Consider the following 26,986-nt stretch of genomic DNA (forward strand, 5'->3'; position numbering starts at 1 on the left):
GCACGAATGTCGCCGAAGGCTTGACCGGTCCTCGTGTCCCATCGAGAACGACGCTTTCCCCGAGAATCCCGGCCACGGGGTCGCACAGATCTTCGACCAGCGAGAGCACCGAATCTGTGCCCAGTCGTGTTCTCCGATGTCACGGACCACGACGCGGCGGGGGGTGACCCGGCCGTCGACATCGAGCAACCGGAGCTCGAGGTGCGGCCCGGTGAAGTTGATGCGCAACCCGGGGAACGCCATCGCGGCCTTCATCCGGTTCGAGAGGAGCCAGCAGCGCACGGAAGAATCGGGGCGCCGCATCGTCGGCCACGCTGACCACGAGGGTGCCGCGGCGCGGGCTGTTCGGTGGTTCTGTCGCCCGGGTTGCCGGGTGGGCGACACCCAGCAGTGCCCGCACGGTGCGCGACGGGGCATCGCGCAGGGTGAGCCGCGGGCGGTCTCGCGCGGGGTTGTCCCGGCCGCAACTCACCCCTGTGAGCGAGCTCCCGCCGAAGATCAGACGGCCGGTTTCCAGCCCAGCTCAGGGCCCAGCCGGGTGGCGATGTCCGTCAGGATCTGCACGTAGTCGGCATGCTCGAAGGTGAACGGAAGCGCGAACGCGACCTCCGACACCTCGCGGAACGCGGCATCCGCGTAGAGCCGCTCGGCGATGAAGGCCGAGGGGCCCACCAGGTCCTCCGCGAAGGTCATGCGGGCGGGGCCGTGGGCTTTGCCGACGCGGGGCAGGCGGGAAGCGGCGTACGCCTCGTACTTCGCCCGCTGCTCGGGGCTCGCGCTGTCGGTGGGGATCACGACCAGGCCCTGGGACACGCGGGCGTCGGCGCCGAGGGGGTGGTGGGCGCGGAACTCGCGGATCTGCGCGGCCTGGATGGCGGCGAAGTCGATCTCCGTCGCGTCGGGGCCCTCGACCCGCACGACGCTGCTGGCCAGCAAGTTCATGCGGTGCTCGCCGGCCCAGCGGGCGGAGCGGGTGCCGCCGCTGCCGTACCAGAGGCGGTCGGTGAGACCAGGGGAGTACGGCTGGACGCGGGGCGAGTACTCCTCGATGCCCTCGGTGCCGCTGAAGTCCGTGGCCTTCTCGCCGCGGATGAAACCCAGGAGGCGTTCCACGCGCTGGTAGCTGAAGTCCTCGGCCGCCGCGGTGTCGGGGTAGAGCGCGGGCGCGAGGTGGTCGTAGTGGCGCGGCTCGCCGACGCTCAAGCCCGGGTTGAGGCGCCCGCCGGACAGCACGTCGACCGTGGCGAGGTCTTCGGCGAGGCGCAGCGGGTTCTCCCAGCCGAGGGGGATCACGGCGGTGCCCAGCTCGATGCGGCTCGTGCGCTGCGTCGCGGCGGCCAGCACCGCGATGGGCGACGAGATGCCGAACTGCAGGTGCCGGTGGCGCACCCACGCGCTGTCGAAACCGAGCTCCTCGCCGAGCTGGATGACCTGCAGCGTCGACTCGTGACCGGCGGCGGGAGCGGCCTCGTCGAACAGCCCGATCGTGAGGAAGCCCAGCTTGCGCAACGGTTCCGAGGTGATCGGCACGGCAGTTCCTCCTGGCTCCGGGTCCTTGCCGGAGATCAACCTCGGCACCGCCGGGATTGTTCCGGTACCGGTGTGGTCTGGAGCACTTCGTCGGTATCTCACGGGAAGTCCGATTTCCCCGACCGAAACTAACTTGTAACGGGGCGGAGGTTCCACTCCGGCGGTGCGCACGCCAGAATCGCGCGTTGTGATCGCGTCAGAAAAGCATTCGGAGGCTTGCCCTAAACCCTGAAAACAGGTACTGGCGCGAATCATTCGGACAAAGTTCCCGAACATTCGGATCGAGGCTCATCCATGGTTGAACCCGCCCAGAAAACCGCATCCACGGGCACTTCGCCGAGAATGCGCAGATCGGTCGGTTTCTACGGCCTGATGTTCGTCTCGCTCGGCTCGATCATCGGCTCCGGCTGGCTGCTCGGCGCGCTCAAGGCGGCGAAGGTCGCGGGCCCCGCGTCGCTCGTTTCGTGGGTGCTCACCGCGATCATCATGGCCACGCTCGCCCTGGTCCACGCGGAGCTCGGCGCGGCCTACCCGGTCGCCGGCGGCACGGCCCGGTACCCCGCGCTCGCGTACGGAGTGCTCGGCGGGTTCGTCGGCGGCTGGGTGGCGTGGCTGCAGGCGGTGGCGCTCGCGCCGGTGGAGGTCGAGGCGAGTCTCGAATACCTCGACAACGTCACCTGGATCAAAGAACACCTGAATCTGCTGAGTCCCTCGGGCACGCTCACCGCGAGCGGATTCGGCTGGGCGACGCTGCTGATGGCGCTCTTCACGCTCATCAACCTCGTCGGCGTGAAATTGCTGTCGGAAAGCAATTCGGCGACGGTGATCTGGAAGACCGCCGTGCCGGTGCTGACCGTGGTCGTGCTGCTGTCGCTGCGGTTCCACCCGGGCAACTTCACCGCGGGCGGCGGCTTCGCCCCGCACGGCGCCCACGGCATCTTCGCGGCGCTGCCGGTCGGTGTGGTGTTCGCGTTGCAGGGCTTCGAACAGGCCGTGCAGGTCGGCGGCGAGGCGCGCGACCCGCAGAAGGACCTGTCGCGCGCGATCATCGTCGCGATGGTGATCGGCACGATCGTCTACTTGCTGCTGGAGGTCGCGTTCATCGGCGCGCTCGACCCGGCCGCGCTGCTCAAGGGCTGGGACAACCCGATCGCGCAAGGCTCCTTCGGCCCCTACGCCACGCTGGCAACCCTGGCCGGCGCGGGTTGGCTGTCGTACGTGCTCTACGCCGACGCCTTCGTCTCCCCCGCCGGCACGGGCATGCTCTACCTCGGCACGTCGGCGCGCCTGGCGTACGCGATGGGCCGGGAGCGCACGCTGCCGAAGGGCCTGGGCAAGCTCAACGTGCGCGGGGTGCCGGTGTGGTCGATCGGGCTGTCGTTCGTGGTCGGCGAGATCGCGTTCCTGCCGTTCCCGAGCTGGCAGTCGCTGGTCAGCGTGATCACCTCGGCCACCGCGCTGATGTACGCGTTCGCCCCGATCTCGATGATCGCGCTGCGCAGGCGCGACCCGGACCGCCCGCGCCCGTACCGCGCGCCGATGCCGAAGGTGCTGGCGCCCGCGGGGTTCGTGGCCGCGAACCTGATCATCTACTGGGGTGGCTTCGACATCACGTGGAAGATCATGATCGCCGTGGTGATCGGCTTCGTGTTGTTCCTCATCGCGCGCGCGACGAGCTCCAAGCTGGAACTGATCCCGATCGACTGGAAGGCCGCGCAGTGGATCGCGCCGTGGCTCGCCGGGCACGTGCTGATCGGGTACCTCGGCCGCTACGGCGAGTCGGGCAACATCAGCGCCCTGCCGGAGTGGATCGATCTGCTGGTGGTGATCGTGTTCAGCCTGGCGGTGTTCTACTGGGCCGTGAACGTCGCGGTGGACAGCGACAAGGTGAAGGCGGCGGTCGAGCGGGAGTCGCTGGAGCTGGCCGTGCAGTGATCTCGCGGGTGACCGGTTTCCCCGGCGGGAGACCGGTCACCGGCGCCGCCACGCACCGGGCGTCGTGCCTTCGCGGCGGCTGAACACCCGGGTGAGCGCGGCGTTGGACTCGTACCCCACCCGAGCGGCGATCTGCGCGACGCTGAGATCGGTCTCGCGCAGGAGCCGCTTGGCCTGGTGCAGCCGCCACGACGTGAGGTAGCCCAGCGGGGTCTCGCCGACCACGGCCCGGAACGCGGCCGCGAACGTCGAGCGCGAGAGGCCGGCTTCGCGGGCCATCGCCTCGACGGTCCACGGGCGCGCGAGGTCGGCGTGCAGCGCGCGCGTGGCGGCGGCGAGGCGCGGGTCGCACTGGGCGGCGAGCCAGCCCAGGTTGCCGGCTCCGCTGTCGCAGAACGCGCGGACGGCCTGGATGAACAGCACGTCCGCGAGCCGGCTGGTCACGAGCCGGGAACCGAGGCCCGCGCCGGCCTCCTCGCGGGCGAGCAGGTCGAACGTCGCGCGCAGCTGCTCCCCGGCTTCGCCGTGCAGGTCGAGCAGGAACAGCGGCGGCAGCATCGCGAACAGCGGCTCGGCTGCCGTGGCGTCGAACGAGAACCGGCCCGACACGATTTCGGTGCGTACACCGGTCCCGCCGTGCGCCGCGACGGTGCGTTCCGGCTCGGCGAGCAGGGTTTCGCACTCGACGACCTCGCGGCCGGGCTCGTCCTCGAGCGTGAACCGAGCGCCCGCGCGCACCACGAAGCAATCGCCCGCCGCGAGCCGGCGCGGGTCGCCCACGTGCTCACCCGTGAGCACGCACGAACCGGAGGCGATCAGCACGAGGCGGGTGGTCTCGGGCGCGTGGAAGGCGATGCCCCACGGCGCGCCGGCCTCGATCCGCACGTACCGCGACTGCTCGATCCGCATCGCGGTGAGCACGTCCTCCACCGGATCCATGGGGTACTCCTGGACGATCGGACAACGATTGCGGACCCGAAGGTAACACTCGTCCGGTTCGGCGGTTCTAGCGTGGATCACATGAAGATCACCGAACTGTTCGACCTGACCGGCAGGACCGCCCTCGTCACCGGCGCGAGCCGGGGGATCGGCGCCGCCGTGAGCCGGGTGCTGTCGGAGGCGGGTGCGCACGTGGTGCTGGTCGGCCGGTCCGCTGACTCCCTGGCCGCGGTGGCCCGCGAGCTCCCGGGTGACGCCGACGTGGTCGCCGCGGACCTGGCGCGCCCCGACGCCCCGGCCGAGATCCTCGCCGCCGCAGGCCCCGTCGACGTCCTCGTCAACAACGCCGGCAACGGCACGGGCGCGGGTTTCGCCGACCGGCTGCAGCTCGCCGACGTCGACGAGGCCTGGGCCGTGTACCTGCGTGCCCCGATCGTGCTGTCCGGCCTCGCCGCCGCCGGCATGGCCGCGCGCGGCGGCGGCAGTGTCGTCACGCTGTCGTCGGGCGCCGCCCACCAGGGCCTGCCCGGCCTGTCCGTCTACAGTGGACTCCGCGCCGGCGCCGAAGCCGCCACTCGCGCGCTGGCCGCCGAGTGGGGCTCCCGCGGCGTCCGCTTCAACGCCGTCAGCCCCGGCGCCGTCCGCACCACCCTCGGCGCCTGGATCGTCGACGACGACTCGGCCCGGGCGAAGTACCTGGAAACCGTGCCGCTGGGCCGGGTCGGTGAGCCGGACGACGTCGCGGCCGCCGTGTTGTTCTTCGCGTCCCCCGCCTCGTCGTACGTCACCGGCCACACCCTCACCGTCGACGGCGGCTGGTCCACGACGGCACCGGCGCCGGTGGGCTGAGCCGGTTTCGCCCGTCGCACGGCCGGTCGGGTCGCCCTTGCCGGATGACGTTCGCGGAGTCCAGGTCTACCTTGCGGGGTGCCGCCGACCGGCCGGCGGGGGCTGAAGATCGAGGGGTGGGTCATGGGCGATCGAGCGGCCGCGGGCGGCGCCGATCCCGCGGCAGCGTCGGAACCGCCGCTGCCGCGTCGGACGGCGGGAGAATGGGTCACCGAGATTTTCGAGTACGACGGTGGACGGCGGGTCACGGTGTACTTGCCGCCGGATCCGCCCGAGGCGGTCGTATTCGCCGGTGACGGCCAGCTGATCTCGTGGTGGGGCGGGCACCTCGAAACCGCCGACGTGCCGCCCACGATGATCGTCGGCGTCCACCGGAGCGCCGACGAGGACGAGATGGTGCGCATCCGGGAGTACTCGCCCTCGTTCGACCGGGAGCGGTTCGCGGCGCACGAGAGGTTCTTCACCGGGGACGTCCGCCGATGGGTGCGGTCGCGCTTCGGCGTCGCCTTGCCCGCCGAACGCACGGCGGTGTGCGGTGTGTCGGCGAGTGCGGAGCTCTCGCTGGCGATGGGCCTTCGGCATCCGGACGTCTACGGCGCGGTCTTCTCCGCGTCGCCCGGCGCCGGCTACCGCCCGCCTGCCGCGATGACGAGCCCGCTGCCGCGCGGCTACCTCGTTGCGGGCACGCTGGAGCCGTTCTTCGCGAGGAACGCGACGCGATGGGCGGACGCCCTGTCCGGCGCGGACGTCGTGCTGACGCAACGGGCCGGCGAGCACGGAGGCCCGTTCTGGGCCGCGGAGTTCCCGCTCATGGTGGCCTGGGCGTTCGGACACTGACGGCAGCGCCGCGAGCTGCCTTGGCGTGGTCGGTAGCGGGGTGCGGTCGACTGGCCAGGGCTCTGCGCGGCCTGACGGCTCCGAATCCGCGGCCGCCGGTGGGCTGAGCCCGATTCTCGCTTGCGTCGCGATGAACTCGTGCGCCTGGTGCTGAACAGGAAGGCGCTGCGAGTGCTCGACGTCGGCCCCCCGACCGGTGTGCACTCGCGTGGCCTTACGCGAGCGCGGACGTCGTCCTGCTGTCCGGGCTGCTCTACCGCCTCGTCGATGCTCACGACCGTCGATCAACGCCAGTGCGCACCTTCTCGCCGCCGGAAACGCCTGGCCGGCAAGAAAATCACTTGACCCCGTCACCAGACTCGCCGGTATGGGGTCGTGGGGGCGGTTGCAGCTGGTCGCGGTGTTCGGGTCGGCGGGGGAAGGCCTGGTGCTGTCGGCGATTCCGCTGCTGGCCGTGTCGATCACGACCGACCCGCGGGAGATCTCGCTGGTGACGGTGGCCGGGCAGGCGCCGTGGCTGGTGTTGTCGTTGTTCGCGGGTGTCGTGATCGACCGGGTGCGCCGGACGGCGGTGCTCGCCGGGGCGTACGCCGTGCTGGCCGCCGCCGTCGTGGCGCTCGCGGTGGCCGGGTCGCTCCACGAGCTGAGCCTGCCCGTGGTGGCGGTGGTGGCGTTCGTGGTCACCACGGCGCAGGTGTTCGGCGACGGGGCCAGCGGCGCGCTCGTGCCCGACGTCGTGGGGCCCGACCGGCTGGCGGCGGCGAACGCGCGGCTGCAGGTGATCGACCGGGGGCTGGTGCAGTTCGTCGTCCCTCCGGCGACGGGGGTGCTGCTGGGGATCGGGGCGGGGATTCCGGCGTGGGGCGCCACGGCGGCGGCGGTCGTGGCGTTCGCCTTGGTACGCGGGATTCCGTCGGCGCCGCCGGTGAAGTCGCCGGCGCATCCGTTGCGCGACATCGGCGAAGGGCTGCGGTACCTGGTGGGCACGCCGCTGCTTCGGTCGATCACGATCACCGTCGCACTGGGGTCGTTCGCGGCGAGCGCGGGCAACGCGATGCTGGTGCTCTTCGCGACACAGGTGCTGCACCTCGGCCCCGTCGGCTACGGCGGGCTGCTCGCGTGCCTGGCCGTCGGCTGGGTCGCGTCGTCGTTCGTGGTGGACTGGGTGGTGCGGCGGCTGGGTTACTCGTGGTCGATGCGGCTGGCGCAGAGCTGCGCGGTGGTGGCGCAGCTCGCCATCGCTGTGGTGCCGCCGTGGCCGCCGGTCGTGGGGCTGGTGCTCGTGTTCCTCACGGCGACCACGCTCGTGTGGAACGTCTGCTCCCAGTCCTCCCGCCAGCGCTTCACGCCGTCGCCGTTGCTGGGCCGCGTGCTCACCAGCCACCGCGCGCTCGCGTGGGGACTGACGCCGCTCGGCGCGCTCGCGGGCGGGTTCGTCGCCGCGCACGTGAGTCTGCGCGCGGTGTGGGTGATGAGCGCGCTGATCCAGCTGGCCGGCGCCGCGGTGGTGTGGTGGCAGCTTTCGCCCGGCGCCTTCCGCGACGCCGAGCTCGCTCAGGCGCGCTTGGGCAGCTTCCAGCCCGGCCGCGGGAAGTGACACGTGTAGCCGTTGGGGTAGGTCTGCAGGTAGTTCTGGTGTTCGGGCTCGGCCTCCCAGAAGTCGCCGGCGGGGGTGACCTCGGTGACGACTTTGCCGGGCCAGAGGCCGGAGGCCTCGACGTCGGCGATGGTGTCTTCGGCGACCTTCTTCTGCTCGTCGTTCGTGAAGTAGATCGCGGAGCGGTAGCTCATCCCGATGTCATTGCCCTGGCGGTTCTTCGTCGTGGGGTCGTGGACCTGGAAGAAGAACTCGAGCAGGTTCCGGAAGTCGGTCGTGGCCGGGTCGTAGAGGACCTCGATGGCCTCGGCGTGGGTGCCGTGGTTGCGGTAGGTGGCGTTGGGTGTGTCGCCGCCGCTGTAGCCGACGCGCGTGGACACGACGCCGGGCTGGTGGCGGAACAGCTCCTCCATGCCCCAGAAACATCCGCCGGCGAGGATCGCCTTTTCCGTGCTCATGGTTCGCCATCGTAGCGGCGCCGCAGCAGGCCGAGCACGAGCGCGAGCGGTGGCCAAGCGTCCCGCCCGCGCCGGGTGGCCGCGAACGACCGCAGCCGCACGTCGGGCCCGGTCAGGGGCAGCAGCGCCACCTCCGGGCGCGTCGGGCGCGCGACCGGCAGGAGCCCGACGCCGGGGCCCGCGACGATCAGGTCCTCCACGAGATCGAGGCTGTCGGCCAGGTGCGTGACGCGCGGGGTGAACCCGGCCATCGACGCGAGCGTGCGCACCACGTCCTCGTCGGCGCGGTTGCGTGAGTTGCCGATCCAGTCGTGGTCGCGGAACGCCTCGAACACGGCCAGCGTGCCCTCGCCCACCACCCGGCGCGCGTCCGTCGCCGGCACGCCCAGTCCCCACGCGGCGGTCCACAGAGGACGGACGTCGAGCGACCGGTCCGTGGTCGCGGGCGCGAGGTCGTAGTCGTAGATCAGCGCCAGGTCGATGTCGTCGGTCAGCAGCTGGGCGAGCGCTTCGGCGGGTTCGTACTCGCTGATCACCAGCCGCACCCGTGGATGCGTCCGCGCCAGCCGGTCGGCCGCCGGCAGCAGAGCACGCCGGATCGCCGTCGCGAAACCCGCCACCCGCACGGTGCCGGCCGGCTCCGCGTGCGGGTCCAGGTCCGCCCGCGCGGCCTCCACGGCGGCCAGGATCGTCACGGCGTGCTCGGCCAGCCGCCGCCCGGCCGGGGTCAGGCGCACGCGCCGGCCGTGCGGTTCGAGCAGCGGCGCCCCCGTCTCCCGGGCCAGCGCGGAGACCTGCTGCGACACCGTCGACGTGGTGGTGCCGAGCACATCGGCGACCGCGCGCATCGAGCCGAGCCGCGACAGCTCGAGGAGGAACTGCAGCCTGCGGGTGTCCATACCGTCATTGTCCAGGATTCCAGGACAGTACGTTCACGATCGGCACGTGGACATGAACGGTGGGCGTCGGTTCTCCTGGACGCGTGCTCTCCTCCTCCACCCGCACCGGGGCGGCACTCGCCGTCGCCGCGATGCTCTGCGTGCAGCTGGGCCTGGCCCTGTCCATCGGCCTGTTCGACCGCGTCGGGCCCGAGGGCGCCGCCTGGCTGCGGCTCGCCTGGGCCGGGGTGCTGCTGCTCGTGCTGGTCCGCCCGCGCCCGTCTTCGTTCAGCCGTTCGTCGCTGCTCGCGTGCGTGGTGCTGGGCGTCGTCACCGCCGGCATGACGATGCTGTTCATGGCCGCCGTCTCGCGGCTGCCGCTGGGCACCGCGAGCGCGCTGGAGTTCCTCGGCCCGCTCACGGTCGCGATCACGCGCGGGCGCGGCGGCAAACGCCTGTGGCCCGTGCTCGCCGCGATCGGCGTGCTGCTGCTGACCGAACCCTGGGAGGGCGGGGCGGACCTGCTCGGCGTCGGCTACGCCCTCGCGTCGGCGGTCTGCTGGGCCACCTACATCCTGCTGACGCAGCGCGTCGGTGACGAGGTGTCGGGGGTGCGCGGCCTCGCGGTGTCCATGCCGGTGGCGGCGCTCGTGGCCACGCTGGTGCAGGGGCCGGCGGTGTTCGGGCACCTGTCGTGGGAGCTGCTGCTCGCCGGGCTGGGACTCGCGATCCTGCTGCCGGTGGTGCCGTTCAGCTTCGAGATGCTCGCGCTGCGGCGGCTCACGGCGTCGGCCTTCGGCACGCTCATGAGCCTCGAACCCGCGATCGCGATGACCATCGGGCTGCTCGTGCTCCACCAGGTGCCCGACCTCGCCGCGGCCGCGGGAGTGCTGTTCGTGGTGGTCGCGGGCATCGGTGCCGAACGCACGGGCGCGCGGGAACCCGTTGCGGCGCCTTAGGTTCCGGCCAGGCGTCCCCGGCGCGTCCGCAGGAAGGCGCGTTCGGTGTCGTTGCCGGCCAGGCTGATCGCCTCGTCGTAGGCGACGAGGGCTTCCGCGATCCGGCCCAGCCGGGTGAGCAGGTCGGCCCGGGTGGCCGGCAGCAGGTGGTACCCCGGCAGGTCCAGCTCGTCCACGACGGCCAGCGCCGCAGCCGGACCGTGCACCTCGGCGACGGCGACCGCCCGGTTGAGCGCGACGACCGGGGTGGGGGAGTGCTGCAGGAGCTGGTCGTAGAGCGCCAGGACCTGCGTCCAGTCGGTGGCCGGCCCGTCCGTGTGCACGGCGTTGATCGCGGCCTGCAGCTGGTACGGACCTGGCTGTCCCCGGCGCAGGCAGCGGCGCACGAGCTCGTGTCCCTCGGCGATCAGCTCGCGGTTCCACCGCGACCGGTCCTGCTCCGCGAGCACCACCAGCTCACCGGAGGGGCCGACGCGCGCCGGCCGGCGGGCTTCGGTGAGCAGGAGCAGCGCCAGCAGCCCGAGTACCTCCGGCTCGTCCGGCATCAGCTCGGCGAGCGCCCGCGCCAGGCGGAGGGCTTCCCGGCACAGGTCCGTCCGCACCAGCTCGCCCGACGTCGACGTGTAGCCCTCGTTGAAAACCAGGTAGAGCACGGTGAGCACGGGCGGCAGCCGGTCGGGCAGGTCGGATTCGCCAGGCACCCGGTAGGGGATGCCCGCGTCGCGGATCTTCCTCTTGGCGCGCACGATCCGCTGGGCGACGGTCGCCTCCGGCACGAGGTAGGCGCGCGCGATCTCCGGCACCTCCAGCCCGCCGAGCAGCCGCAAGGTGAGCGCGGTCTGCGCGAGCGGCGACAGCGCCGGGTGGCAGCAGGTGAAGATCAGGCGGAGCTGGTCGTCGCGCACGGGCCCCACCTCCGCCGGGTCGTCGGGCTGGTTCAGCAGCAGCGCCTGCGCGTGGCGCGCCTCGCGCGTGGACTCACGGCGCAGGCGGTCGATGGCGCGGTTGCGGGCGGTGGTCACGATCCAGCCGCCGGGGTTGGGCGGCAGCCCGCCGGCCCATTTGGTGACCGCCACCGCGAACGCGTCCTGCACGGCCTCCTCGGCGAGCCCGATGTCGCCGAGGAGACGCGTCAGCGTGGCCACGCACGGGCCGTACTCCGCGCGGTAGACGCTGTCGAGGTCCACCGGCGCCTCAGCGCTGCGGGATTTCGCCGAACGGGCGCACCTCGATCGCCTGCCCGCAGGCCAGCGAGCACTTCTCGGCCCACGCCAGCGCCTGGTCGAGGTCGTCGCACCGGATGACCCAGAACCCGCCGAGTTGCTCCTTCGTCTCGGCGAACGGGCCGTCGGTGATCGTGACCGTGCCGTCGCCGGGGCGCACGACCGTGGACGCGTGCGAGGGCTCCAGGCCGCCGACGAACACCCACACCCCGGCGGCCTTCATGTCGTCGGTGACCTTGCCGGTCCGGGCCAGCATCGGCTCGAAGTCTTCCTCGGGGTCCGGCTTGCTCTCGTCGAGCTGGACGGCGAGCAGGTACTGCTTCACGGCGGGCTCCTTCGCTCGGGCGACCGGCCCGTTCGCCGGTCCCTCACCCTGCCCACGAACGGGCTCGACGCCATTCGACACCACGAAGGGCGAAACTTCTCGCTTTTGCCGTGTTGCGGCCGGGCCCACGCGTCGGCGAGGAGCTTCTCGCGTTTGCTCGCGTAGTGGATCGCCCACGCGGCGGCGCCGAACGCGAGGCCGGTGAGCGGGTTGCCCATCGCGATCTTGGCGAACGCGAGCCAGCCCGTGCGGTCCTGGGCGTAGAGGTACTGCTGCACCACGAACCGCGACGCGAACACCAGCGTCGCCGTGGCCGTGGCCAGGTCGTAGCCCAGCCGCGAGCGCCGGTCGGCGAGCCAGGTCATCTTCTCGCTGTTGACCAGGCTCCACACCACGCCGACCAGGGGCCGGCGCACGACGATCGACACCGCCAGCACCACGAAACTCGCGAGGCTGAACCAGATGTCGGACAGGAAGTAGCCCTTCGCCGAGCCTGTGAGGAACGCGATCAGCGACGTGATGGCCACCCCGACGAAGCTCGACACCGCCGGCTGCAACGGCTTCTTCAACACCACCGCGAGCACCACGAACAGCACGCCGGACGCCACGGAGCTCACGATCCCCGGGATGAGCCCCGCGAAGGAGTTCACGATCACGAACACCAGCGAAGGCAGCGACGACACGAGCAGGCCCGCGAGCCCGCCCGTCCGCTCCCACGCCGTGCGCGGCCGTGACTCGGAGGCGGACCCGGCGTCGTCCCGCCGGGCTTCGGTCTTCGTCCCAGGTCGCTCCACACGTTCGATTGAAACGGGCGGGAACTAGGCAAACTCCTAGCTTGGGCCCACGGCCGGGTGGTCCGGGCGGTCACCCTGCGTGGGCCCGCCGCGGTGAGCCGTCCCACACCTGTCGCGCCCGGCTGCCCCGCCGCGCAGGAAAGGGCCGCTTACCTGAGAGTGTGTACTTCTGGATCACCTGCGCGGTCCTTAGGCTGGGGGCATGCACGTGGAAATCTGGAGCGATGTCATCTGCCCGTGGTGCTACCTCGGGAAGGCGCGGTTCGAGGCGGCGCTGGAGGGATTCGAGCACCGGGACGAGGTGGAGGTGACGTTCCGGTCGTTCGAGCTGGACCCGTCGCGCGACACGGTGGAGCCGTTGCAGGAGATGCTGACCGCGAGGTACGGGCCACAGGCGGTGCAGATGGAGGAGCGCCTCGCCGGCCTCGTCGCGGAGGTCGGGCTCGGGTACCGGTCGGACCGGGAGATCGGCAACACCTTCGACGCCCACCGGCTGATGCACCTCGCGCGCGAGCGCGGGCTGGAACGCGCGATGGTGGACGCGTTGTTCAAGGCCAACTTCGCCGAGGCACGCCCGCTGTTCACCGGGGACACGCTCCTCGACGTGGCGGTGGAAGCCGGCCTGGACCGCGACGACGCGAGCCGCGTACTGGCCGATCCGGCGGCCTACGCGGACGCGGTGCGCGCGGAGGAGCGGGAAGCGGCGCAGCTCGGCGCGACCGGGGTGCCGTTCTTCGTGCTGGACCGGCGCTTCGGCGTCGCGGGTGGTCAGGCCACCGAGGTGTTCGCGCAGGCGCTCGAGCGCGCGTGGAGCGAGCGCGCGGCGTAACCGGAGTCCACTGTGGACGACCGGCTCAGCCGGACCAGCCGCTGAGCCGGTCGAGCAGCCGTTCCAGCACTTCCGGGTCGGCGGCGACCGGCGCGCCCGACACGGGCTCGTCCACGAGGGTGCGGCGTTCCTGGCGGCGCGGCAGGCGGACCTGGCCCGCCGTCATGCCGCCGGGCAGCGGCATCTCGCACCACGTGAGGCGGCCGTTGCGCAGGGGCTCGACGCCGATCCGCTCGCCGGGCGCGGTCCGCGGCGGGTTCGGGCCGACGAGGTCGTCCTCGATCTCGACCACCAGCACCTCGCCGCGCAGCTGCAGGCGCACGGTGATGAACGCGGGGGCGCCGGCGCTGCTCTGGTCCACGATGTCGCCGACGAGCCGCGACGTGGTGGCGGTGACCTGGTCCAGCATCGGCAGGAGCGACCAGTCGGTCAGGATCAGGCGGACGAACAGCTCGGTGCACGGAACCGCACTGGGCTGAGCCACCAGTCGGAGATCGTCCACCTGGGTGGTGCGCGTGCTCAAGCCTCACCTTCCTCGTCGGCTCACTGCCGCCCTCCGCGGGCGGGACCGGTTGGGGCATCATGCCATCGACCTCCCGCCGGTTCGCGACGGGAGGTCGATGTGCGTGTCCGCACGCCTCACGCATCCGGATTCGCTGGGTGAACGCCCCAGGTCACGGCTTCGGGGTGCCGGCCGCGAAGGCCGCAAACCACGTGTGTTCCTCGTGATCGGGCCGCGGTTCGCCCGGCGGCCGACGAAGCGGCGAGATCTGCTCAGATGTCCTTTTCGCCCAGATCCCAGTAGAGGCCCGTCATGATCGCGACGGCCTCGCGCGCCAGGGGCGCGAGCAGGTGCTCGTCGGGGGCGTGCTGGGCGCAGGCCGGGTACGAGTGGGGGAGCCAGATCGTCGGCATGCCCAGGACTTCCGCGAACGCGTCGTTGGGGATCGTGCCGCCGAGGTTGGGCAGCAGCACGGGCGCGCGGCCCGTGGTGCGGGCGACGGAGCCGGCGGCCCAGCGCACCCAGGGGTGATCGGGATCCGTGCGCGTCGGCGGCCGGCTCTCGGTGACCGCGACGTCGACCATCGGGAAACCGTGCTCCGCCAGGTGGTTGCGCAGGGCCGGCTCGAGTCCGGCGAGGTCGGTGCCCACCACCGACCGCAGCTGCAGCGTCGCCTCCGCGCGGCCCGGGATGGCGTTCACCGGTGACGCGGGCGTGCCGGCGAGGAAGGCCAGGACCTCCACGGTGTTCCAGCCGAACAGCCGTTCCGCCGGCGTGAGATCCGGCTCGCCCCAGTCCTCGTCGACGGCCGGGTCGTCCGCGCCGCCGCCGACCGGCACGGTGGCCAGCGCCTCGCGCACGGACACCGGGATCGCCGGGGGCCGCAGGCCTGGCACCAGAATCCGGCCGCGGCCGTCCACAAGGGACGTGATCGCCGCGGCCAGCGTGGTGGCCGCGTTGCGGAGCACACCACCCCAGTTGCCGGAGTGGTGATCACGCGGGCGGAGGTCCGCGGTGAGCGTGAACTGCGTGACGCCGCGCGAGCCGAGGAACAGTGTCGGGAGGTCGGCGCGCACGCGCGGGCCGTCGGAGGCGATCAGCACGTCGGCGCGCAGTTCGTCCCGCAGTTCGCCGCACACCTCGACGAGGCCGGGGGAGCCGCGTTCCTCACCGGTCTCGACGAGCACGACGAGGTTGAACCCGAGCTGCCCGCGGGCGCGCAACACCTCGCGCAGGGCGACGAGGTTGAGCGTGTGCTGGCCCTTGTTGTCGGCCGACCCGCGGCCGTACCAGCGTTCGCCCTCGGCGATCAGGGTCCACGGGTCGAGGCCCTCGCGCCAGCGGGGTGCTTCGCCGTTGACGACGTCTCCGTGGCCGTAGAGCAGCACCGTGGGGCGGTCGGCGGACTCGTGGCGGCTCGCCACCAGCAGCGGGCACTCGGGCGCGACGGGGTTCTCGGCCACGCGGGTGCGGCAGCCGAGGGCTTCGAGCGCCGGGGCCACCTCGTCGGTGAGGTACGCGCGCAGCCGCGGGTGCCCGTCGGTGAGATTGCTCTCGGTCCGGTACGCCACGCGGCGGGCGAGCTCGGCGAAGAGCTCGCCGGAGTCGAACCGCTCAAGGGCCTGGTCGATCGTGTCCGCGCGCTGCATCGAGCACCTTCCGGTCGGGGACGCCGGGTCCGTTGTAGCACCCGGCCCCGAGGAAAATGGACTCAACCTTTTCGCGGTTCCGCTCGTCTGACCGGTCATGTACGCGCGCGAGGACCGGCATGGCCCGAGGTGACAGCGAGTTCGCGGAGTTCGTCCGCGCGGTCTCGCCGCGGCTGCTGCACGCGGCCTACCTGCTGACCGGCGACCGGCACCAGGCGGAGGACGACGTCCAGACCGCGCTGGTGCGCACCTACACGTCCTGGCCGCGGATCCGCAGGCAGGACCCGTTCGCCTACGCGCGCAAGGTGCTGGCCAACCACGTGATCGACCGCTGGCGCCGCCCGTACCGCGAGCAGGCCACCGAGGACGTGCCCGAGCGCGCCGTCGAACGCGACTTCACCGCCGGCGTCGCCGACCAGGAGTGGCTCATGCGGGCGCTGGCGCCGCTGAGCGCGCGGGAACGCGCGATCGTGGTGCTGCGGCACTTCTGGGACCTGTCGGAGGCCGACGTCGCGGCCGAGCTGAAGGTGTCGCTGGGCACTGTGAAGAGCACCAACTCGCGCGCGCTGGCGAAGATGCGCGTCACGGCCGCCGAGCGGCACTCGTGCGCGGCGGGGCAGGCGTCGTGACGGATCTCGAAGAGCTGCGCGGGGTGCTGGCGGAGCGGCCCGCCGTGGAGTTCACGACCGTGGACCTCGCCGGCGTGATGCGCCGCGGACGCCGTCGCCGCCGCCTGCGCCGGCTTCCGGCCGCCGCCGCGACGGTGGTCGTCCTGGTCGGCGCCGTCGCGGGCGCGCAGCTGCTGCGGACGCCCGGCTCGCCCGCGGTGACCACGCTGGCCGTCACCGCCGCCCAGCCCGAACGACGCACGGCGGCCCCGATCGGCGAGGTCGTCGGCACCAAGACCGTCGACCCGGAAGGCGAGGTGGTGCTGTTCTTCGAACACACCCCGGCCGGACCCGACGCCTCGCCGTACCAGCTGGTGCTGGGCCACCGCACAGGCGACGGCGGCATCACCGCCGAGCTCGCCACCGGCTCCCGCGCGAACTCACCCGGCTTCCACGCGCTCACCGCGGGCCGCCCGGGCCAGGACGTGCCCCTCTACGGCTACTACTCCGGCCCGGCCACCCGCATCACCGCGCAGGTGGACGGCCTGATGTACAGCGCCGACACACAGCGCGTCGGGGCACTGGCGGTCACGGTGTTCTGGTTCCCCCGCCGCGACACCACCGTCCTGGGCGGCATCGCGACGGTGCCGATGAACGCGTACAGCGCGGTGGGAGATTCATTGCCGAAGTGAGACTCAGACCGTCCGCGCCGCTTCCCAAGCCGGGCTCGCGCTGAAGTACGTGTCGTAGATTTCCTGGACCTCGAGGAGGCTCTCGGGGGCCGCTTTGCCGTAGGCGATGCGCTCGAGGTGGCGGAAGTACTCGAAGCGTTCGACGCCCGGGGCGATGACGATGAGCAGGTCGGCGTATTCGCCCGGTGCGGCGGCGAAGGCGTGGGTGAGGTTGGGCGGCACGACGACGAGGTCGCCGCGGTCGGCGGTGACGACGGTGTCGCCCGAGAGGACCTGGACGGTGCCGCCGAGGACGTAGAACAGTTCGGCCGAGCCGGCGTGGTGGTGGGGCGCCGCGCCGTTGGCGCCGTCCTTGAGCTCGACCTGGATGGTCGACAGGGCGCCGCCCGTGGAGCTGCTGTCGGCGAGCAGCTTGACGGTCGTGGGTGCGCGGCCGATGACCTCGGCGTCGCCCGACCGCACGATCACTGAGTCGTCGAAGCTGGGGATGACGATGGACATGCGAAGCCCCCAGGAAGTCCGTCGTGGGATCGCGGCGGCGCCGGATCCGCGGCGAACCTACCACGGCCCGGCCGGCCCCAGTGCCGTGAATTCCCCCAGTGCGCCAACGGTTTTCCGTGACCGGGACACCGCTGGCGAACAGGAGGCCTACCTCCGTATAGTGGAACGGAGGCAACCCTCCTCTTACACGCCGGGAGCGACCGATGTCCGCACGCCACGCCATCGAGAACCTGATCTTCACCTACGCCGCGCACGTCGACTCCGGGAACTTCGCCGCGGTCGGCGAGCTGTTCGCCCGCGGCACCTTCACGGGTGGTGCCCCGGTAACGGGGCGCGAAGCCGTCGAGCGGTACTTCCACGACACGCTCGTGCTCTACCCCGACGGCACCCCGCGCACCCGCCACCTGACCAGCAACGTGCGCGTCCACGTCGACGAGGCCGCCGGCACCGCCACGGCCCACAGCTACTGGACCGCGCTGCAGGCCGTGCCCGGGCTGGCGCTGCAGGCCATCGCGTCGGGCCACTACGACGACCGCTTCGCACGTTCGGACGGCGTGTGGCACTTCGTCGAACGGCGTCCGCACGTGGCACTGGCCGGGGACCTCAGCCACCACCTCAAAGCCGCGTGAGCCGCCCGCTGCGCGCCGACGCCCGCCGCAACCGCGAACGGCTCGTCGCCGAGGCTAGGGCGGCGTTCCTCGCCCACGGCACGGGCGCGTCGCTCGAGGAGATCGCGCGCCGGGCCGGCGTCGGGATCGGCACGCTGTACCGCCACTTCCCGCGCCGCGAAGACCTGCTCGACGCGGTGTTCCAGGGCGAGGTGGCCGCGCTGCTCGACCTCGGCCGGGAGCTGGCGCGCGCCGACGACGCGGGGGCCGCGCTGACCACCTGGCTGCGAGCCGTGGTCGACCGCCACCGCGCGTGGCAGGCCATCGCGGCGGCGACGGGCCGGGACCGTCCGAACGCGACACTCGCCGCGGCGCGGATTCCTGTTGAGCAGGCCGGGAAAATGCTGCTCGGCCGAGCGCAGAAGGCGGGGGAGGCCCGCAAGGACACGACGATCGCCGACCTGCTGCGCCTCGCCGGCGCCATCGGCCAGGCAGCCGACGAAACGCCGGACGACCCGAAGCTGCCGGACCGCCTGCTGCTCCTCGTGGTGGACGGGCTGCGGGCTCAGCCGCGCACGGGCAAGCGCGCGAGGTAGTGGTCGCGGGCCGTGAGGCTCGTGCCCAGGTGCCGCACGAGCGGCTCGAAGAACGAGCTGCGGTACGTCGAGTCCGTGACCGCGCCGGCCGCGAAGTACAGCGCGGAGAACGCGGCGATGAACAACGACACCTGCAGCAGCTCGTTGGCGATCGGCACCTGGATCCCGAACAACGTGCCCGGTGTCGGATCGTGCCCGACCCACGACTTGATCACGGGCGCGCGGACCGTGATCACGCCGAACGCCACGAAGAACACGAAGGTGAGCACCGACAGCACGAGCGTCTGCAGGATCTGTGTCAGCAGCAGGACGAGCACCATGTTCGCCCGCTCCAGCTTGGTCAGCGGCACCCGCTCGGGCGCGGGATCGGTGCACGACGCGAACGGGGTCCCGTCCAGCGTGTCCGGTTCGGCGGGCTGCTCCGCCTTGGTCAGTGACCGGACCTCGTCCGACAGCGTGGACACGAGGAACAGCACCGCCACCACCGAGAACAGCCCGACGACGAGCCAGATCCGGTGCCTCGTGAGGTCAGCGGTCACCTGCCAGATCTCGGTGGTGAAGAAGCCGAACACCGTGAACAGCAGGAGCAGCGGCAGCGCGCGCGACGTGAGGTCACCGAGGCGGCCGAGCTGGCGGAACGCGGCCCGCAGCGCCCAGCCGAGGATGGACCCGCCGCCGAAGAACGCCGTGACGAGCAGCACCACCAGCAGCCCGAGCTGCTCCAGCACCCCGACCGGCAGCGAGTCGTGCGGCGGGGCCGCGGCGTCGACGATCGGGTTGAGCACCAGGAACACCGCGGCGACCCCGAGCGCGACGGGCGTGCCCCGGCGCGCCGGCACACGCCGCCGGACCCAGCGCGCGGCGAGCCACGCGCCGGCCGACGGCACCACCACGTACGCGAGGAGCACGGCCAGGTAGAGCAGCGCGAACCAGGTCTGGTCCATCCGGCGCGCGAACTCGTCGTCGCTGCCGCCGTCGAGCACCGATGTCGCCGTGGTGAACAGCAGCCCGAGCACCACGAACACCTCGGCGGGCACGATCCGCACCAGCAGGTGCGCCGGGCGTCCCCGCACCACCGACGGCAGGCCGCGCCGCCGGAACCACTGCTCGGCGGCTTCGCGGTCGTAGCGTTCGCGCGTGATGTCCACGTCGGGTGACCTTAACGGGACCCGCGTGAACTCTCCTGGCGGAACGCGGTCAGCCGCGGCGGCGCTTGCGCAGTGCGTCTCGTGTGCGCCGGCCGACGATCAACGTGGGCACCGACAGCGCCGTGCCGACGCCGAGCGGCAGCCCCTGCTGCCACGCCGGAGCGCCGAGCGCCACCGGTGTCGCCGAGTCCTGCGCGTCGAAGTCGCTCACCCCGCCCCAGCGCGACGGTGGCAGGACGATGAAGCGCGCCTTGCCGATCACGTCGTCGACCGGCACCGTGCCGTTGACCCCGCCGTCGCCCTGGCAGCGGGAGTCGCACGAGTCGTTGCGGTTGTCGCCCATGACCCAGAGGCTGCCCTGCGGCACCGTGACCGGGGCGAACGATTGCTGTGCCGGGTTGTTCGGGTCGCTCCAGTGGATGTAGGGCTCGTCGAGCGCCTTGCCGTCCACGATCACCCGGCCCTGCGGGTCGCAGCACTGCACCGTCTGCCCGCCGACGGCGACCACGCGCTTGACGAAGTCCTGCTCGTCCGGCGGCGCGAAGCCGACGAGCGAGCCGAGCTCACGCAGGCCCTTCGCGAAGATGTTGCTCGGCTCCTGCGGCGCGATCTCGTGTTCGGTCCACGGACCCGGCCCGCGGAACACGATCACATCACCCGGCGAGGGGTCGGTGAAGTCGTAGGTGACCCGGTCGACGACCACGCGGTCACCGAAGCACCCCGTGCAGCCGTGCAGCGTGGTCTCCATGGACTGCGACGGGATCATGAAGACCTTCGCCACGAACTGCTGGATCAGGATCGTGAGCACGAGGGCGATCACGATCAGGATCGGCAGTTCCTGCCAGAACGGACGTTTCTTGCGCGCCTTGCGTCCGCGACCGTCCGAACCGGACGACTCGCCCTCACCGTCCTGATCAGGACGTTCGGGGTCACTCTCGGCGGAACCGCGGGGGATGGGGTCGACCACGGGGTCAGGCTACCGACTTCCGGCTCGCCGCCGCCGCAGCGCCACCGATCACGATCGGGGTGTCGTCCCGCTGATGGGGATCACTGGGGTTTCCCGCAGTGCCGCGCGCTTAGCGTGTAGTGATCTTGACCGGAGGAGCCGACCGTGGACACACCGGTGCTGAAATGCGGGAACCTGGTGCTGGGCCGGCTGGATCCGATGCTGCGCGCCGTGCGCGACACCGGTCCGGTGGCCCGGGTGCGGACGCCGGCCGGTGACGAAGCCTGGCTCGTCACCCGGCTGGCGGAGCTCAGGCAGCTGCTGCTCGACCCGCGGCTGGGCAAGACGCACCCCGATCCGGCCGCCCGGCCGCGGTACGTGCGCACGCCCATGTTCGACCTGGCGGTGTCCGACGCCGAGCCGGCCGCGGCCCGCGAACGCCACGGCGACATCCGCAGCGCCCTCGTGCCCCACTTCACCGGCCGGAAGATGCAGCGCCTGGCCGACCGTGTCGCGGCGATGGTCGACGAGCAGCTCGACGTCGTGCTCGCCACCGGACCCCCGGCCGACCTGCACAACGACTTCTCACTGCCGCTGTCGTTCCGGATCCTGTGCGACCTTGTCGGCGTGCCCGATCCCGACGGTTTCCTCGCGTTTCTCCTCGGCGCCGGCGAGGTCGACGCCGAGCACGCCGCGGCCGCGGCGCTGGACGAGCTGTACGAGTACCTGCGCGAGCTCGCGCGCCGCAAGCGAAACACCCCGGGCGACGACCTCGCGTCCACGCTGTGCGCGGTGATCCCGGACGACGCCGACGTGTCGGACCTGCTCGCCCTCGCGAGCTTTTCGTTCCTCGTCACGCCGAGCAACCTCAGCGCGGGCATCGCGCTGCTCGCCGGGCACCCCGGCCAGCGCGACCGCGTGCGGGCCGACCCGCGCCTGCTCGACCCGGCCGTGGAAGAGGTGCTGCGCGTCGGCCGGGTCGCCGAGTCCTGCGTGCCGCGGTACGCGGCCGAGGACATCGCCGTGGCGGACGTGGTGATCCGCGCGGGCGACCTCGTGCTGTGCGACCACTACTCGACCGACTTCGACGACCTCGTGTTCACCGATCCCGAGCGCTTCGACGTCGGGCGCCGCCCCAACCCGCACCCGGCGTTCAGCTACGGCATGTCGCACTGCATCGGCGCGCCGCTCGCGCGCGTCGAGCTGCGCGCCGCCTACGCCGCTCTGCTGCGGCGGATGCCGGACTTGCGCCTGACCGTCCCGTTCACCGAGATCCCCATGCTGGGCACGGAACTCGGCGACCAGGTGGGCGGGTCGATCGCCCGGCTCCCGATGACCTGGTGAGTGTCCGGCCTAGACTGCCGCGCATGCCCGAAGCTCTCGTCACCGGCGCGACAGCCGGAATCGGCGCGGCGTTCGCCCGCCGGCTCGCCTCCGACGGGTTCGGGGTCGTGCTCGTCGCGCGGGACGCGGCCCGGCTCGAGGGGTTCGCGCGCTCGCTGCGGGCGGACCACGGCGTGCCCGTCGAGGTCCTCGTGGCGGACCTGGCGACGGATGCCGGGATCGCGCGCGTGGAGCAGCGCGTGGCCACGGTGGACCTGGTCGTGAACAACGCCGGGTTCGGGCAGCAGGGCGAGTTCCTCGAGACCGAGGTGGCCGCCGAGCTGGACATGCTGCGGGTGCACTGCGAGGCCGTCCTGCGGATCACGAAGGCGGCGTTGCCCGGCATGCTGGCGCGCCGGCGCGGGGGAGTGATCAACGTGGCCTCGGTGGCGGCGTTCTTCTCGCGCGGCACCTACAGCGCGTCGAAGGCCTGGGTCGTCGTCTTCAGCGACAGCGTGCGCGAACAGGTGCGCGGCAGCGGGGTGCACGTGATGGCACTGTGCCCCGGCTGGGTGCGCACGGAGTTCCACGAACGGTCCGGAATGGACACCAGCGGCATCCCGGACTCGCTGTGGCTGGACGGGGAGACCCTCGTCGCTGCCGCGATCCGCGACTTCCGCCGCGGCAAGGCGGTGAGCGTGCCGGATGTGCGCTACAAGACCGCGGCGGCGCTCGGGAAGCTGCTGCCCCGCCCGCTGATGACGCGGATCGCCGCGCGGGCGGGCAGCAAACACTGACCCTGGGCCGGAAAACGCGCCGGCCCCGGGTCCCAGTGCCCGAAAAGCGCAGTGTCCGAAAGCGCAGTGCCCGAAAACCTCATTGCTCGAAAACCTCAGTGCCCGAACCGCGTCAGCGCCCCGATCGCGTCAGTGCCCGAACGCTTCCGCGAGCCACCACGAACCGCCGTCGTCGGAGACCTTCGCGTCGATCACCAGCGGAGTCTCGCGAGGACCGTCGAGCCACTTCGTCACCGCGGCCAGGTCGCCCGGCGAGCGCACGGTGACGCCGGTGCAGCCGAACCCGCGCGCGATCGCCGCGAGGTCCGTGTCGGGGAAGCGCACGGTGTCGAGGTCGGCGTCGCCGAAGTGGTGGACCTCCGCGCCGTACGCGGCGTCGTTGTAGACGATCACCACGAGGGGCAGCCGCAGGCGCACGGCCGTCTCCAGCTCGGAGATCGCCATGTGGAACCCGCCGTCGCCGGCGCCGAGCACGGGCAGCCGGTCCGGCCGCGCGAGCGCCGCGCCGATCGCCGTGCCCAGCCCGAGCCCGACACACTGGTAGGCCTGCGTGAAGCAGAACCCGTTCTCGTCCGGCACGGACAGGTACGCGCTCGGGTAACCCATGAAGTTGCCCGAGTCGATCGACACCACGCGCCGGGCGGGCAGCAGCTCGTCGAGGCGGGCGCTGAGCGTGCGCGCGTCGATGCGGCCGTCGCCCGAGTTGTCGAGGTGCGCCACGTCGTTCCAGCGGACCTCGGCGGCCAGGCGCGCCGCGACCTCGGGACCGCGGTAGCCCTCGGCCTTGTGTCCGCGGGCTTCCAGCAGCTCCAGCACGTCGACGGCCGTGGCCGCGACGTCGCCGACCACGCCGAGATCGATCGGGCGGTGCGCGCCGAGCGCGGCCTGCTCGCGGTCCACCTGCACGAGCCGCGCTTGCGGCCCGAGCAGCTTGCCGTGGCGCGTGGTCCACATGTTCAGCGCGCAGCCCCAGCCCACGACCAGGTCCGCGTCCGCGATCAGCTCGGCGGTCAGCGGAGACGAGAAGCCGCCGCTGATCCCGAGCGACCACGGGTCGTCGTGGAAGAGCCCGTTGGCGACCGCCGAGGTCGCCAGCAGAGCGCCGGTGACGTCGGCCAGCGCCCGCAACGCGGTCGCCTGACCGCGGGCGCCGCGGCCGGCGATGAACACCGGGCGCCGCGCTTCGGACAGCAGCTCGGCCAGCTCGCCGGACGCCGCGGTCTCCGGCCGGATCGGCGCGGGCCCGGGCACGTCCGGCACCTCGCCCGGCGTCGGGGCTTCCTGCTGCTGCAGGTCGATCGGCAGGCTGAACACCACGGTCCGGTTCTCCTGCCGCGCGGTGCGGAACGCGCGGATCGTGTCGGCGAAGGCGGATTCCGCCGAACGCACGCGGTCGGCCACCGCGCCCACCGCGATGCCGAGCGCGTCCTGGTCGATCTTGAAGTTCGACAGCACGGCCGCCGCGGCGGCGTCGGCGGTGACGACCACCATCGGCGTGCGGCTCTTCGCGGCCTCGGTGATGCCGGTGATCGCGTTGGTCAGGCCGCAGCCCTGGTGCAGGCTCAGCACGGAGACCTGGCCGCTCATTCGGGCGTACGCGTCGGCCATGCTCGCCGCGCCGCCTTCGTGCCGTGCGGCGACGAAGCGCACGCCCGCCGCCCGCAGCGCGTTGGTCACCTCGAAGTTGCCGCTGCCGACCACGCCGAAGGCCATGCCCGCGCCGAGGTCGGCGAGCGTGCGCCCGACGAGTTCCGCGACTTTCACGCGCCACGCTCGACGAGCGCGAACACCCGGGCCGGGCTGCCCGAGCCGCCGACGATCGGCAGCGGGCTGATCACCAGCATGGCACCGGTCGCGGGCAGGTTCGCCAGGTTGCGCAGCTGTGTCAGGCCGAACTTGCCGGCGCCGAGCAGCAGCTCGTGGCACGGGAAGGCCGGGTCGAGCCCGGGCGCCTGGCCGGCGTCGGTGCCGACCGTCTCCACGCCCAGCCCCGCGATCGGCGTCTCCTCGGCGAGCCACTTGGCGCACTCCGGCGAGATGCCGGGGGTGTGCGAGCCGGATTCGTCGGCGTTGAGGAACTCGTCCTGGTCGCCGGAGTGCACGTCCCAGCCGCTGCGGTAGAGCAGCCACGCGCCCGCGGGCAGCGCGCCGTGCTCGGACTCCCACTCGCGCACGTCGTCGACCGACAGCAGGAAGTCCGGGTTGCCCTCGGCCTTCGCGGACGCGTCGAGCACCACGGCGGGCGCGACGAGCGTGCTCAGCGGCGCCTGGGAGACGTCGAGACCGTCCTTTCCGGACAGCCAGTGGACCGGCGCGTCGAAGTGGGTGCCGGTGTGCTCGCCGGTGTGGATGTCGTTCCAGTACCAGCGCGGGCCGCGCTCGTCGTAGCGGCTGATCTCCTCGAGCCGGAACGGGATCGTGTTCGCGAACGGCTCGGGCAGCTGCAGGATCGGGGTGCTCGAGGTCAGGGGAGCGGTGAGGTCCACGACCTCGATGCCACCGCCCGTGATCGCCGCGCTCAGCTCGGCCAGCAACGACATACGTCCTCCAGTGCTCGACGGTGAACTGCCCATCCGTGAAACCTGGGGGAGACCCTATGCCCCGCAAGGGGTTCCGGGGAACCGCTCAGCCGGCGCGCAGGCCGTAGAAGCCGGCGATGTGCCGCGTCACCTCGGCTGACGCGCGATCCGGGTCGCCGGTCTCGATCGCGTCGAGGATCCACGTGTGCTCGGTCGCGAGCTGCCGCGCGGTGGCGGGCCAGTCGGCCGTCCGGGCGTACCCGGCGGTCATCTCGTCGCCCACGGCGTCGCCGAGCGAGGCGAGCAGCACGGCGGCGAGGTCGTTGTGCGCCGCGCGGGCGAGGCGGAGGTGGAAACCGGAGTCGAGCTCGCGGAACCGCACGCGGGTCACGCCCGGGCGGCCCATCTCCTCGGTGACCTGCCTCAGCTGTTCGAGGTCGCCGGGCGCCACGCTCCGGGCCGCGCGCGCCGCCGACGAGCGTTCCAGCTCGAGCCGGATGGACATGAGGTCACCCGTGGCGAACCGCGACAGCGACAGGTGCAGCCGGAGCAGCTTGTGCAGCGCGCCGCTGGGCTCGCCGGCCACGACCGCGGCCGCGCTGCCCGTGGCCGCCGGTTCGAGCACGCCCGCCGCCTCCAGGGCGCGGATCCCGTCGCGCACGTGCGCGGGCCCGACGCCGAGCGCCCGGGCCAGGTCGCGTTCGGCGGGCAGCGGGTCGCCCGCGCCCAGCCGCGCGTCGAGAATCCAGTCCTGGATCCCCGCCAGCGCCTGACGGGGTGACCCGAGGTACCGCACGTTGTCCGGTTGGCCCATCGATCGGACCGCCTCCTCGACCGCGTTGTCGGATTTCCGGCTGGTCCGAGCCTAGGTCAGCGGTGGTCAGACCACAATGTGGACTGCTCCGGGAGGGTCAGCTCGTCGGCCAGCGGCGCGAAGAACGCCTCGACGGCCGCGTCGTCGACCTCCGCGAGCGTGCCCGGACGCCAGCGCGGCGAGCGGTCCTTGTCGAGGATCGCGGCGCGGATGCCCTCGGCCAGGTCGGGGTGCCTCAGGAACCGGCTGCACAGGCGGAAGTCCTGGCGCAGGCATTCCTCGACGGAGGTCATCTCCCGGGCCCGGCGGACCGCTCGCAGCGTCACCTTGAGCGCCGTCGGGGCGGCCGCGGTGATCGCGGCGGCGGCCTCGCGCGGCCCCGGCTCGTCGATCGCCTCGAGGCGGTACAGCACGTCTTCGACGGTGGTCGTGCCGCCGTACGCGTCGTCGATCCAGCACCGCGCGGCCGCGAGCGGAGCCGGGCCCGGGTCGCTCGCTCGTGCCGCGACCGCCGGCTCGACGGGGGCGCCCGCGGCGAGGTCGTCGACGAGGGCGGGCAGCTCGGCTGAGGGCACGTAGTGGTCCGCGAGTCCACAGTGGATCGCGTCGGCGGGACCGGCGCGCCGGGCGGTGAGCGCGAGGTGCGTGCCGAGCTCACCGGGTGCGCGGGCGAGCAGGAGCGCGCCGCCGACGTCGGGCGCGAGGCCGATCGCGACCTCCGGCATTGCGAGCACCGAGCGTTCGGTGACCACCCGGACCGCCGCGTGCGCGCCGATCCCGATCCCGCCGCCCATCGTGATGCCGTCCATGAGCGCGACGACGGGTTTCGGGTAGCGCGCGAGGCGGGCGTCGAGCCGGTACTCCTCGCGCCACAGCGCCCACGCGACCGCCGGATCGCCGACGGCCGACGAGTGCACCACGCCGATGTCGCCGCCCGCGCAGAACGCCCGCTCGCCCGCGCCGTCGAGTACCACCGCGGTCACCGCGGGGTCGGACTCCCACTCGTCGAGGGCGGCCAGCATCGCCCGGATCATGCGCAGGTCCAGGGCGTTGAGCGCCTCCGGGCGGTTCACGGTCAGCCTGCCGGCCGCCCCTTGTCTGCGGGCCAGAACGGTGCTCACTTCGGTCAC

28 protein-coding genes are annotated in these 26,986 nt (G+C 72.4%); 12 read left to right on the top strand and 16 right to left on the bottom strand.

Going from position 1 to position 26,986, the window contains the following annotated elements:
- Positions 1-498: 498 nt before the first annotated feature.
- Positions 499-1,530: an LLM class flavin-dependent oxidoreductase gene (locus AB0K15_RS10715; protein WP_364048098.1), complete on the bottom strand. Its 1,032-nt coding sequence runs from the start codon at positions 1,528-1,530 to the stop codon at positions 499-501.
- Positions 1,531-1,872: 342 nt separating this feature from the next.
- Between AB0K15_RS10715 and AB0K15_RS10720 the strand changes: the two genes are divergently transcribed.
- A complete protein-coding gene (locus AB0K15_RS10720) occupies positions 1,873-3,465 on the top strand; it encodes an APC family permease (RefSeq protein WP_364048100.1) in 1,593 nt (530 codons plus the stop codon).
- A gap of 36 nt (positions 3,466-3,501) precedes the next feature.
- On the opposite strand, the gene AB0K15_RS10725 is transcribed toward AB0K15_RS10720, so the two are convergent.
- The gene (locus AB0K15_RS10725; protein WP_364048102.1) at positions 3,502-4,404 is read right to left on the bottom strand and encodes an AraC family transcriptional regulator; all 903 of its coding nucleotides are present in this window, start codon (positions 4,402-4,404) and stop codon (positions 3,502-3,504) included.
- An 81-nt stretch (positions 4,405-4,485) separates the two neighbouring features.
- Here AB0K15_RS10725 and AB0K15_RS10730 point away from each other — a divergent pair, with 81 nt between their 5' ends.
- From AB0K15_RS10730 to AB0K15_RS10740, 3 genes are all read left to right on the top strand, one after another.
- On the top strand, positions 4,486-5,253 hold the full coding sequence (locus AB0K15_RS10730; protein WP_364048104.1) for an SDR family oxidoreductase: 768 nt from the start codon (positions 4,486-4,488) through the stop codon (positions 5,251-5,253).
- Positions 5,254-5,376: 123 nt separating this feature from the next.
- Positions 5,377-6,090, top strand: coding sequence for an alpha/beta hydrolase-fold protein (locus tag AB0K15_RS10735; RefSeq protein WP_364048106.1), 714 nt, complete (start codon positions 5,377-5,379; stop codon positions 6,088-6,090).
- 367 nt (positions 6,091-6,457) lie between these two features.
- Positions 6,458-7,687, top strand: a complete 1,230-nt coding sequence (locus AB0K15_RS10740) for an MFS transporter (RefSeq protein WP_364048108.1) — start codon at positions 6,458-6,460, stop codon at positions 7,685-7,687.
- On the opposite strand, the gene msrA is transcribed toward AB0K15_RS10740, so the two are convergent.
- Together msrA and AB0K15_RS10750 are read right to left on the bottom strand one after the other, a co-directional pair.
- Complete coding sequence (msrA, locus tag AB0K15_RS10745) at positions 7,645-8,145, bottom strand: peptide-methionine (S)-S-oxide reductase MsrA (protein WP_364048110.1); 501 nt, start codon at positions 8,143-8,145, stop codon at positions 7,645-7,647. The genes AB0K15_RS10740 and msrA overlap by 43 nt on opposite strands.
- Positions 8,142-9,044 (bottom strand): LysR family transcriptional regulator, encoded by a 903-nt coding sequence (locus AB0K15_RS10750; protein WP_364048112.1) that lies wholly within the window; start codon positions 9,042-9,044, stop codon positions 8,142-8,144. Before AB0K15_RS10750 ends, msrA begins: the two co-directional genes overlap by 4 nt.
- Before the next feature lie 83 nt (positions 9,045-9,127).
- On the opposite strand from AB0K15_RS10750, the gene AB0K15_RS10755 reads away from it, so the two are divergent.
- On the top strand, positions 9,128-9,982 hold the full coding sequence (locus AB0K15_RS10755; RefSeq protein ID WP_364048114.1) for an EamA family transporter: 855 nt from the start codon (positions 9,128-9,130) through the stop codon (positions 9,980-9,982).
- Here the strand turns inward: AB0K15_RS10755 and AB0K15_RS10760 are convergent.
- The 3 genes from AB0K15_RS10760 to AB0K15_RS10770 are packed head-to-tail and all read right to left on the bottom strand — an operon-like array spanning position 9,979 to position 12,324.
- Positions 9,979-11,169, bottom strand: coding sequence for an RNA polymerase sigma factor (locus AB0K15_RS10760; RefSeq protein WP_364048116.1), 1,191 nt, complete (start codon positions 11,167-11,169; stop codon positions 9,979-9,981). The two genes, AB0K15_RS10755 and AB0K15_RS10760, sit on opposite strands and share 4 nt — an antisense overlap.
- Positions 11,170-11,176: 7 nt before the next feature.
- Positions 11,177-11,530 carry a YciI family protein gene (locus AB0K15_RS10765; protein WP_364048118.1) on the bottom strand — a complete coding sequence of 118 codons (354 nt, stop codon included), beginning with the start codon at positions 11,528-11,530 and terminating at the stop codon, positions 11,177-11,179.
- Positions 11,527-12,324 carry a DUF3159 domain-containing protein gene (locus AB0K15_RS10770; RefSeq protein WP_364048120.1) on the bottom strand — a complete coding sequence of 266 codons (798 nt, stop codon included), beginning with the start codon at positions 12,322-12,324 and terminating at the stop codon, positions 11,527-11,529. The genes AB0K15_RS10765 and AB0K15_RS10770 overlap by 4 nt, the downstream gene beginning before the upstream one ends.
- A 202-nt stretch (positions 12,325-12,526) precedes the next feature.
- Here AB0K15_RS10770 and AB0K15_RS10775 point away from each other — a divergent pair, with 202 nt between their 5' ends.
- Entirely contained in the window at positions 12,527-13,153 is a 627-nt protein-coding gene (locus tag AB0K15_RS10775) for a DsbA family oxidoreductase (RefSeq protein WP_364048122.1), read from the top strand.
- Between the two features lie 25 nt (positions 13,154-13,178).
- Here AB0K15_RS10775 and AB0K15_RS10780 read toward each other — a convergent pair whose 3' ends face one another.
- On the bottom strand, positions 13,179-13,676 hold the full coding sequence (locus AB0K15_RS10780) for an ATP-binding protein (RefSeq protein WP_364048124.1): 498 nt from the start codon (positions 13,674-13,676) through the stop codon (positions 13,179-13,181).
- Positions 13,677-13,927: 251 nt separating this feature from the next.
- On the bottom strand, positions 13,928-15,304 hold the full coding sequence (locus tag AB0K15_RS10785) for a M20 family metallopeptidase (protein ID WP_364048126.1): 1,377 nt from the start codon (positions 15,302-15,304) through the stop codon (positions 13,928-13,930).
- A 119-nt stretch (positions 15,305-15,423) separates the two neighbouring features.
- On the opposite strand from AB0K15_RS10785, the gene AB0K15_RS10790 reads away from it, so the two are divergent.
- Positions 15,424-15,933 (top strand): SigE family RNA polymerase sigma factor, encoded by a 510-nt coding sequence (locus tag AB0K15_RS10790; protein ID WP_364048128.1) that lies wholly within the window; start codon positions 15,424-15,426, stop codon positions 15,931-15,933.
- Positions 15,930-16,604 (top strand): hypothetical protein, encoded by a 675-nt coding sequence (locus AB0K15_RS10795; protein ID WP_364048130.1) that lies wholly within the window; start codon positions 15,930-15,932, stop codon positions 16,602-16,604. Before AB0K15_RS10790 ends, AB0K15_RS10795 begins: the two co-directional genes overlap by 4 nt.
- A 3-nt stretch (positions 16,605-16,607) precedes the next feature.
- Here AB0K15_RS10795 and AB0K15_RS10800 read toward each other — a convergent pair whose 3' ends face one another.
- Complete coding sequence (locus tag AB0K15_RS10800; RefSeq protein ID WP_364048132.1) at positions 16,608-17,105, bottom strand: cupin domain-containing protein; 498 nt, start codon at positions 17,103-17,105, stop codon at positions 16,608-16,610.
- Between the two features lie 203 nt (positions 17,106-17,308).
- Here AB0K15_RS10800 and AB0K15_RS10805 point away from each other — a divergent pair, with 203 nt between their 5' ends.
- Both AB0K15_RS10805 and AB0K15_RS10810 read left to right on the top strand, forming a co-directional pair.
- Positions 17,309-17,734: a nuclear transport factor 2 family protein gene (locus AB0K15_RS10805; RefSeq protein WP_364048134.1), complete on the top strand. Its 426-nt coding sequence runs from the start codon at positions 17,309-17,311 to the stop codon at positions 17,732-17,734.
- Positions 17,731-18,309, top strand: a complete 579-nt coding sequence (locus AB0K15_RS10810; RefSeq protein WP_364048136.1) for a helix-turn-helix domain-containing protein — start codon at positions 17,731-17,733, stop codon at positions 18,307-18,309. The genes AB0K15_RS10805 and AB0K15_RS10810 overlap by 4 nt, the downstream gene beginning before the upstream one ends.
- On the opposite strand, the gene AB0K15_RS10815 is transcribed toward AB0K15_RS10810, so the two are convergent.
- Positions 18,279-19,457 (bottom strand): hypothetical protein, encoded by a 1,179-nt coding sequence (locus AB0K15_RS10815; RefSeq protein ID WP_364048138.1) that lies wholly within the window; start codon positions 19,455-19,457, stop codon positions 18,279-18,281. The genes AB0K15_RS10810 and AB0K15_RS10815 overlap by 31 nt on opposite strands.
- A gap of 49 nt (positions 19,458-19,506) precedes the next feature.
- Positions 19,507-20,424 carry a signal peptidase I gene (lepB, locus tag AB0K15_RS10820; RefSeq protein WP_364048140.1) on the bottom strand — a complete coding sequence of 306 codons (918 nt, stop codon included), beginning with the start codon at positions 20,422-20,424 and terminating at the stop codon, positions 19,507-19,509.
- Between the two features lie 144 nt (positions 20,425-20,568).
- Between lepB and AB0K15_RS10825 the strand changes: the two genes are divergently transcribed.
- The gene (locus AB0K15_RS10825) at positions 20,569-21,747 is read left to right on the top strand and encodes a cytochrome P450 (protein ID WP_364048142.1); all 1,179 of its coding nucleotides are present in this window, start codon (positions 20,569-20,571) and stop codon (positions 21,745-21,747) included.
- A gap of 23 nt (positions 21,748-21,770) precedes the next feature.
- The gene (locus AB0K15_RS10830; RefSeq protein WP_364048144.1) at positions 21,771-22,523 is read left to right on the top strand and encodes an SDR family oxidoreductase; all 753 of its coding nucleotides are present in this window, start codon (positions 21,771-21,773) and stop codon (positions 22,521-22,523) included.
- Between the two features lie 129 nt (positions 22,524-22,652).
- Here AB0K15_RS10830 and AB0K15_RS10835 read toward each other — a convergent pair whose 3' ends face one another.
- The 4 genes from AB0K15_RS10835 to AB0K15_RS10850 all read right to left on the bottom strand — a co-directional run bounded on the left by AB0K15_RS10835 (position 22,653) and on the right by AB0K15_RS10850 (position 26,986).
- Entirely contained in the window at positions 22,653-24,287 is a 1,635-nt protein-coding gene (locus AB0K15_RS10835) for a thiamine pyrophosphate-binding protein (RefSeq protein ID WP_364048146.1), read from the bottom strand.
- Positions 24,284-25,063: a cyclase family protein gene (locus AB0K15_RS10840; RefSeq protein ID WP_364048148.1), complete on the bottom strand. Its 780-nt coding sequence runs from the start codon at positions 25,061-25,063 to the stop codon at positions 24,284-24,286. Before AB0K15_RS10840 ends, AB0K15_RS10835 begins: the two co-directional genes overlap by 4 nt.
- An 85-nt stretch (positions 25,064-25,148) precedes the next feature.
- Complete coding sequence (locus AB0K15_RS10845; RefSeq protein ID WP_364048150.1) at positions 25,149-25,856, bottom strand: FCD domain-containing protein; 708 nt, start codon at positions 25,854-25,856, stop codon at positions 25,149-25,151.
- 56 nt (positions 25,857-25,912) lie between these two features.
- Positions 25,913-26,986, bottom strand: coding sequence for an enoyl-CoA hydratase/isomerase family protein (locus tag AB0K15_RS10850; RefSeq protein ID WP_364048152.1), 1,074 nt, complete (start codon positions 26,984-26,986; stop codon positions 25,913-25,915).

The organism is Amycolatopsis sp. NPDC049253 (assembly GCF_040678995.1).
Taxonomy (GTDB): Bacteria; Actinomycetota; Actinomycetes; order Mycobacteriales; family Pseudonocardiaceae; genus Amycolatopsis.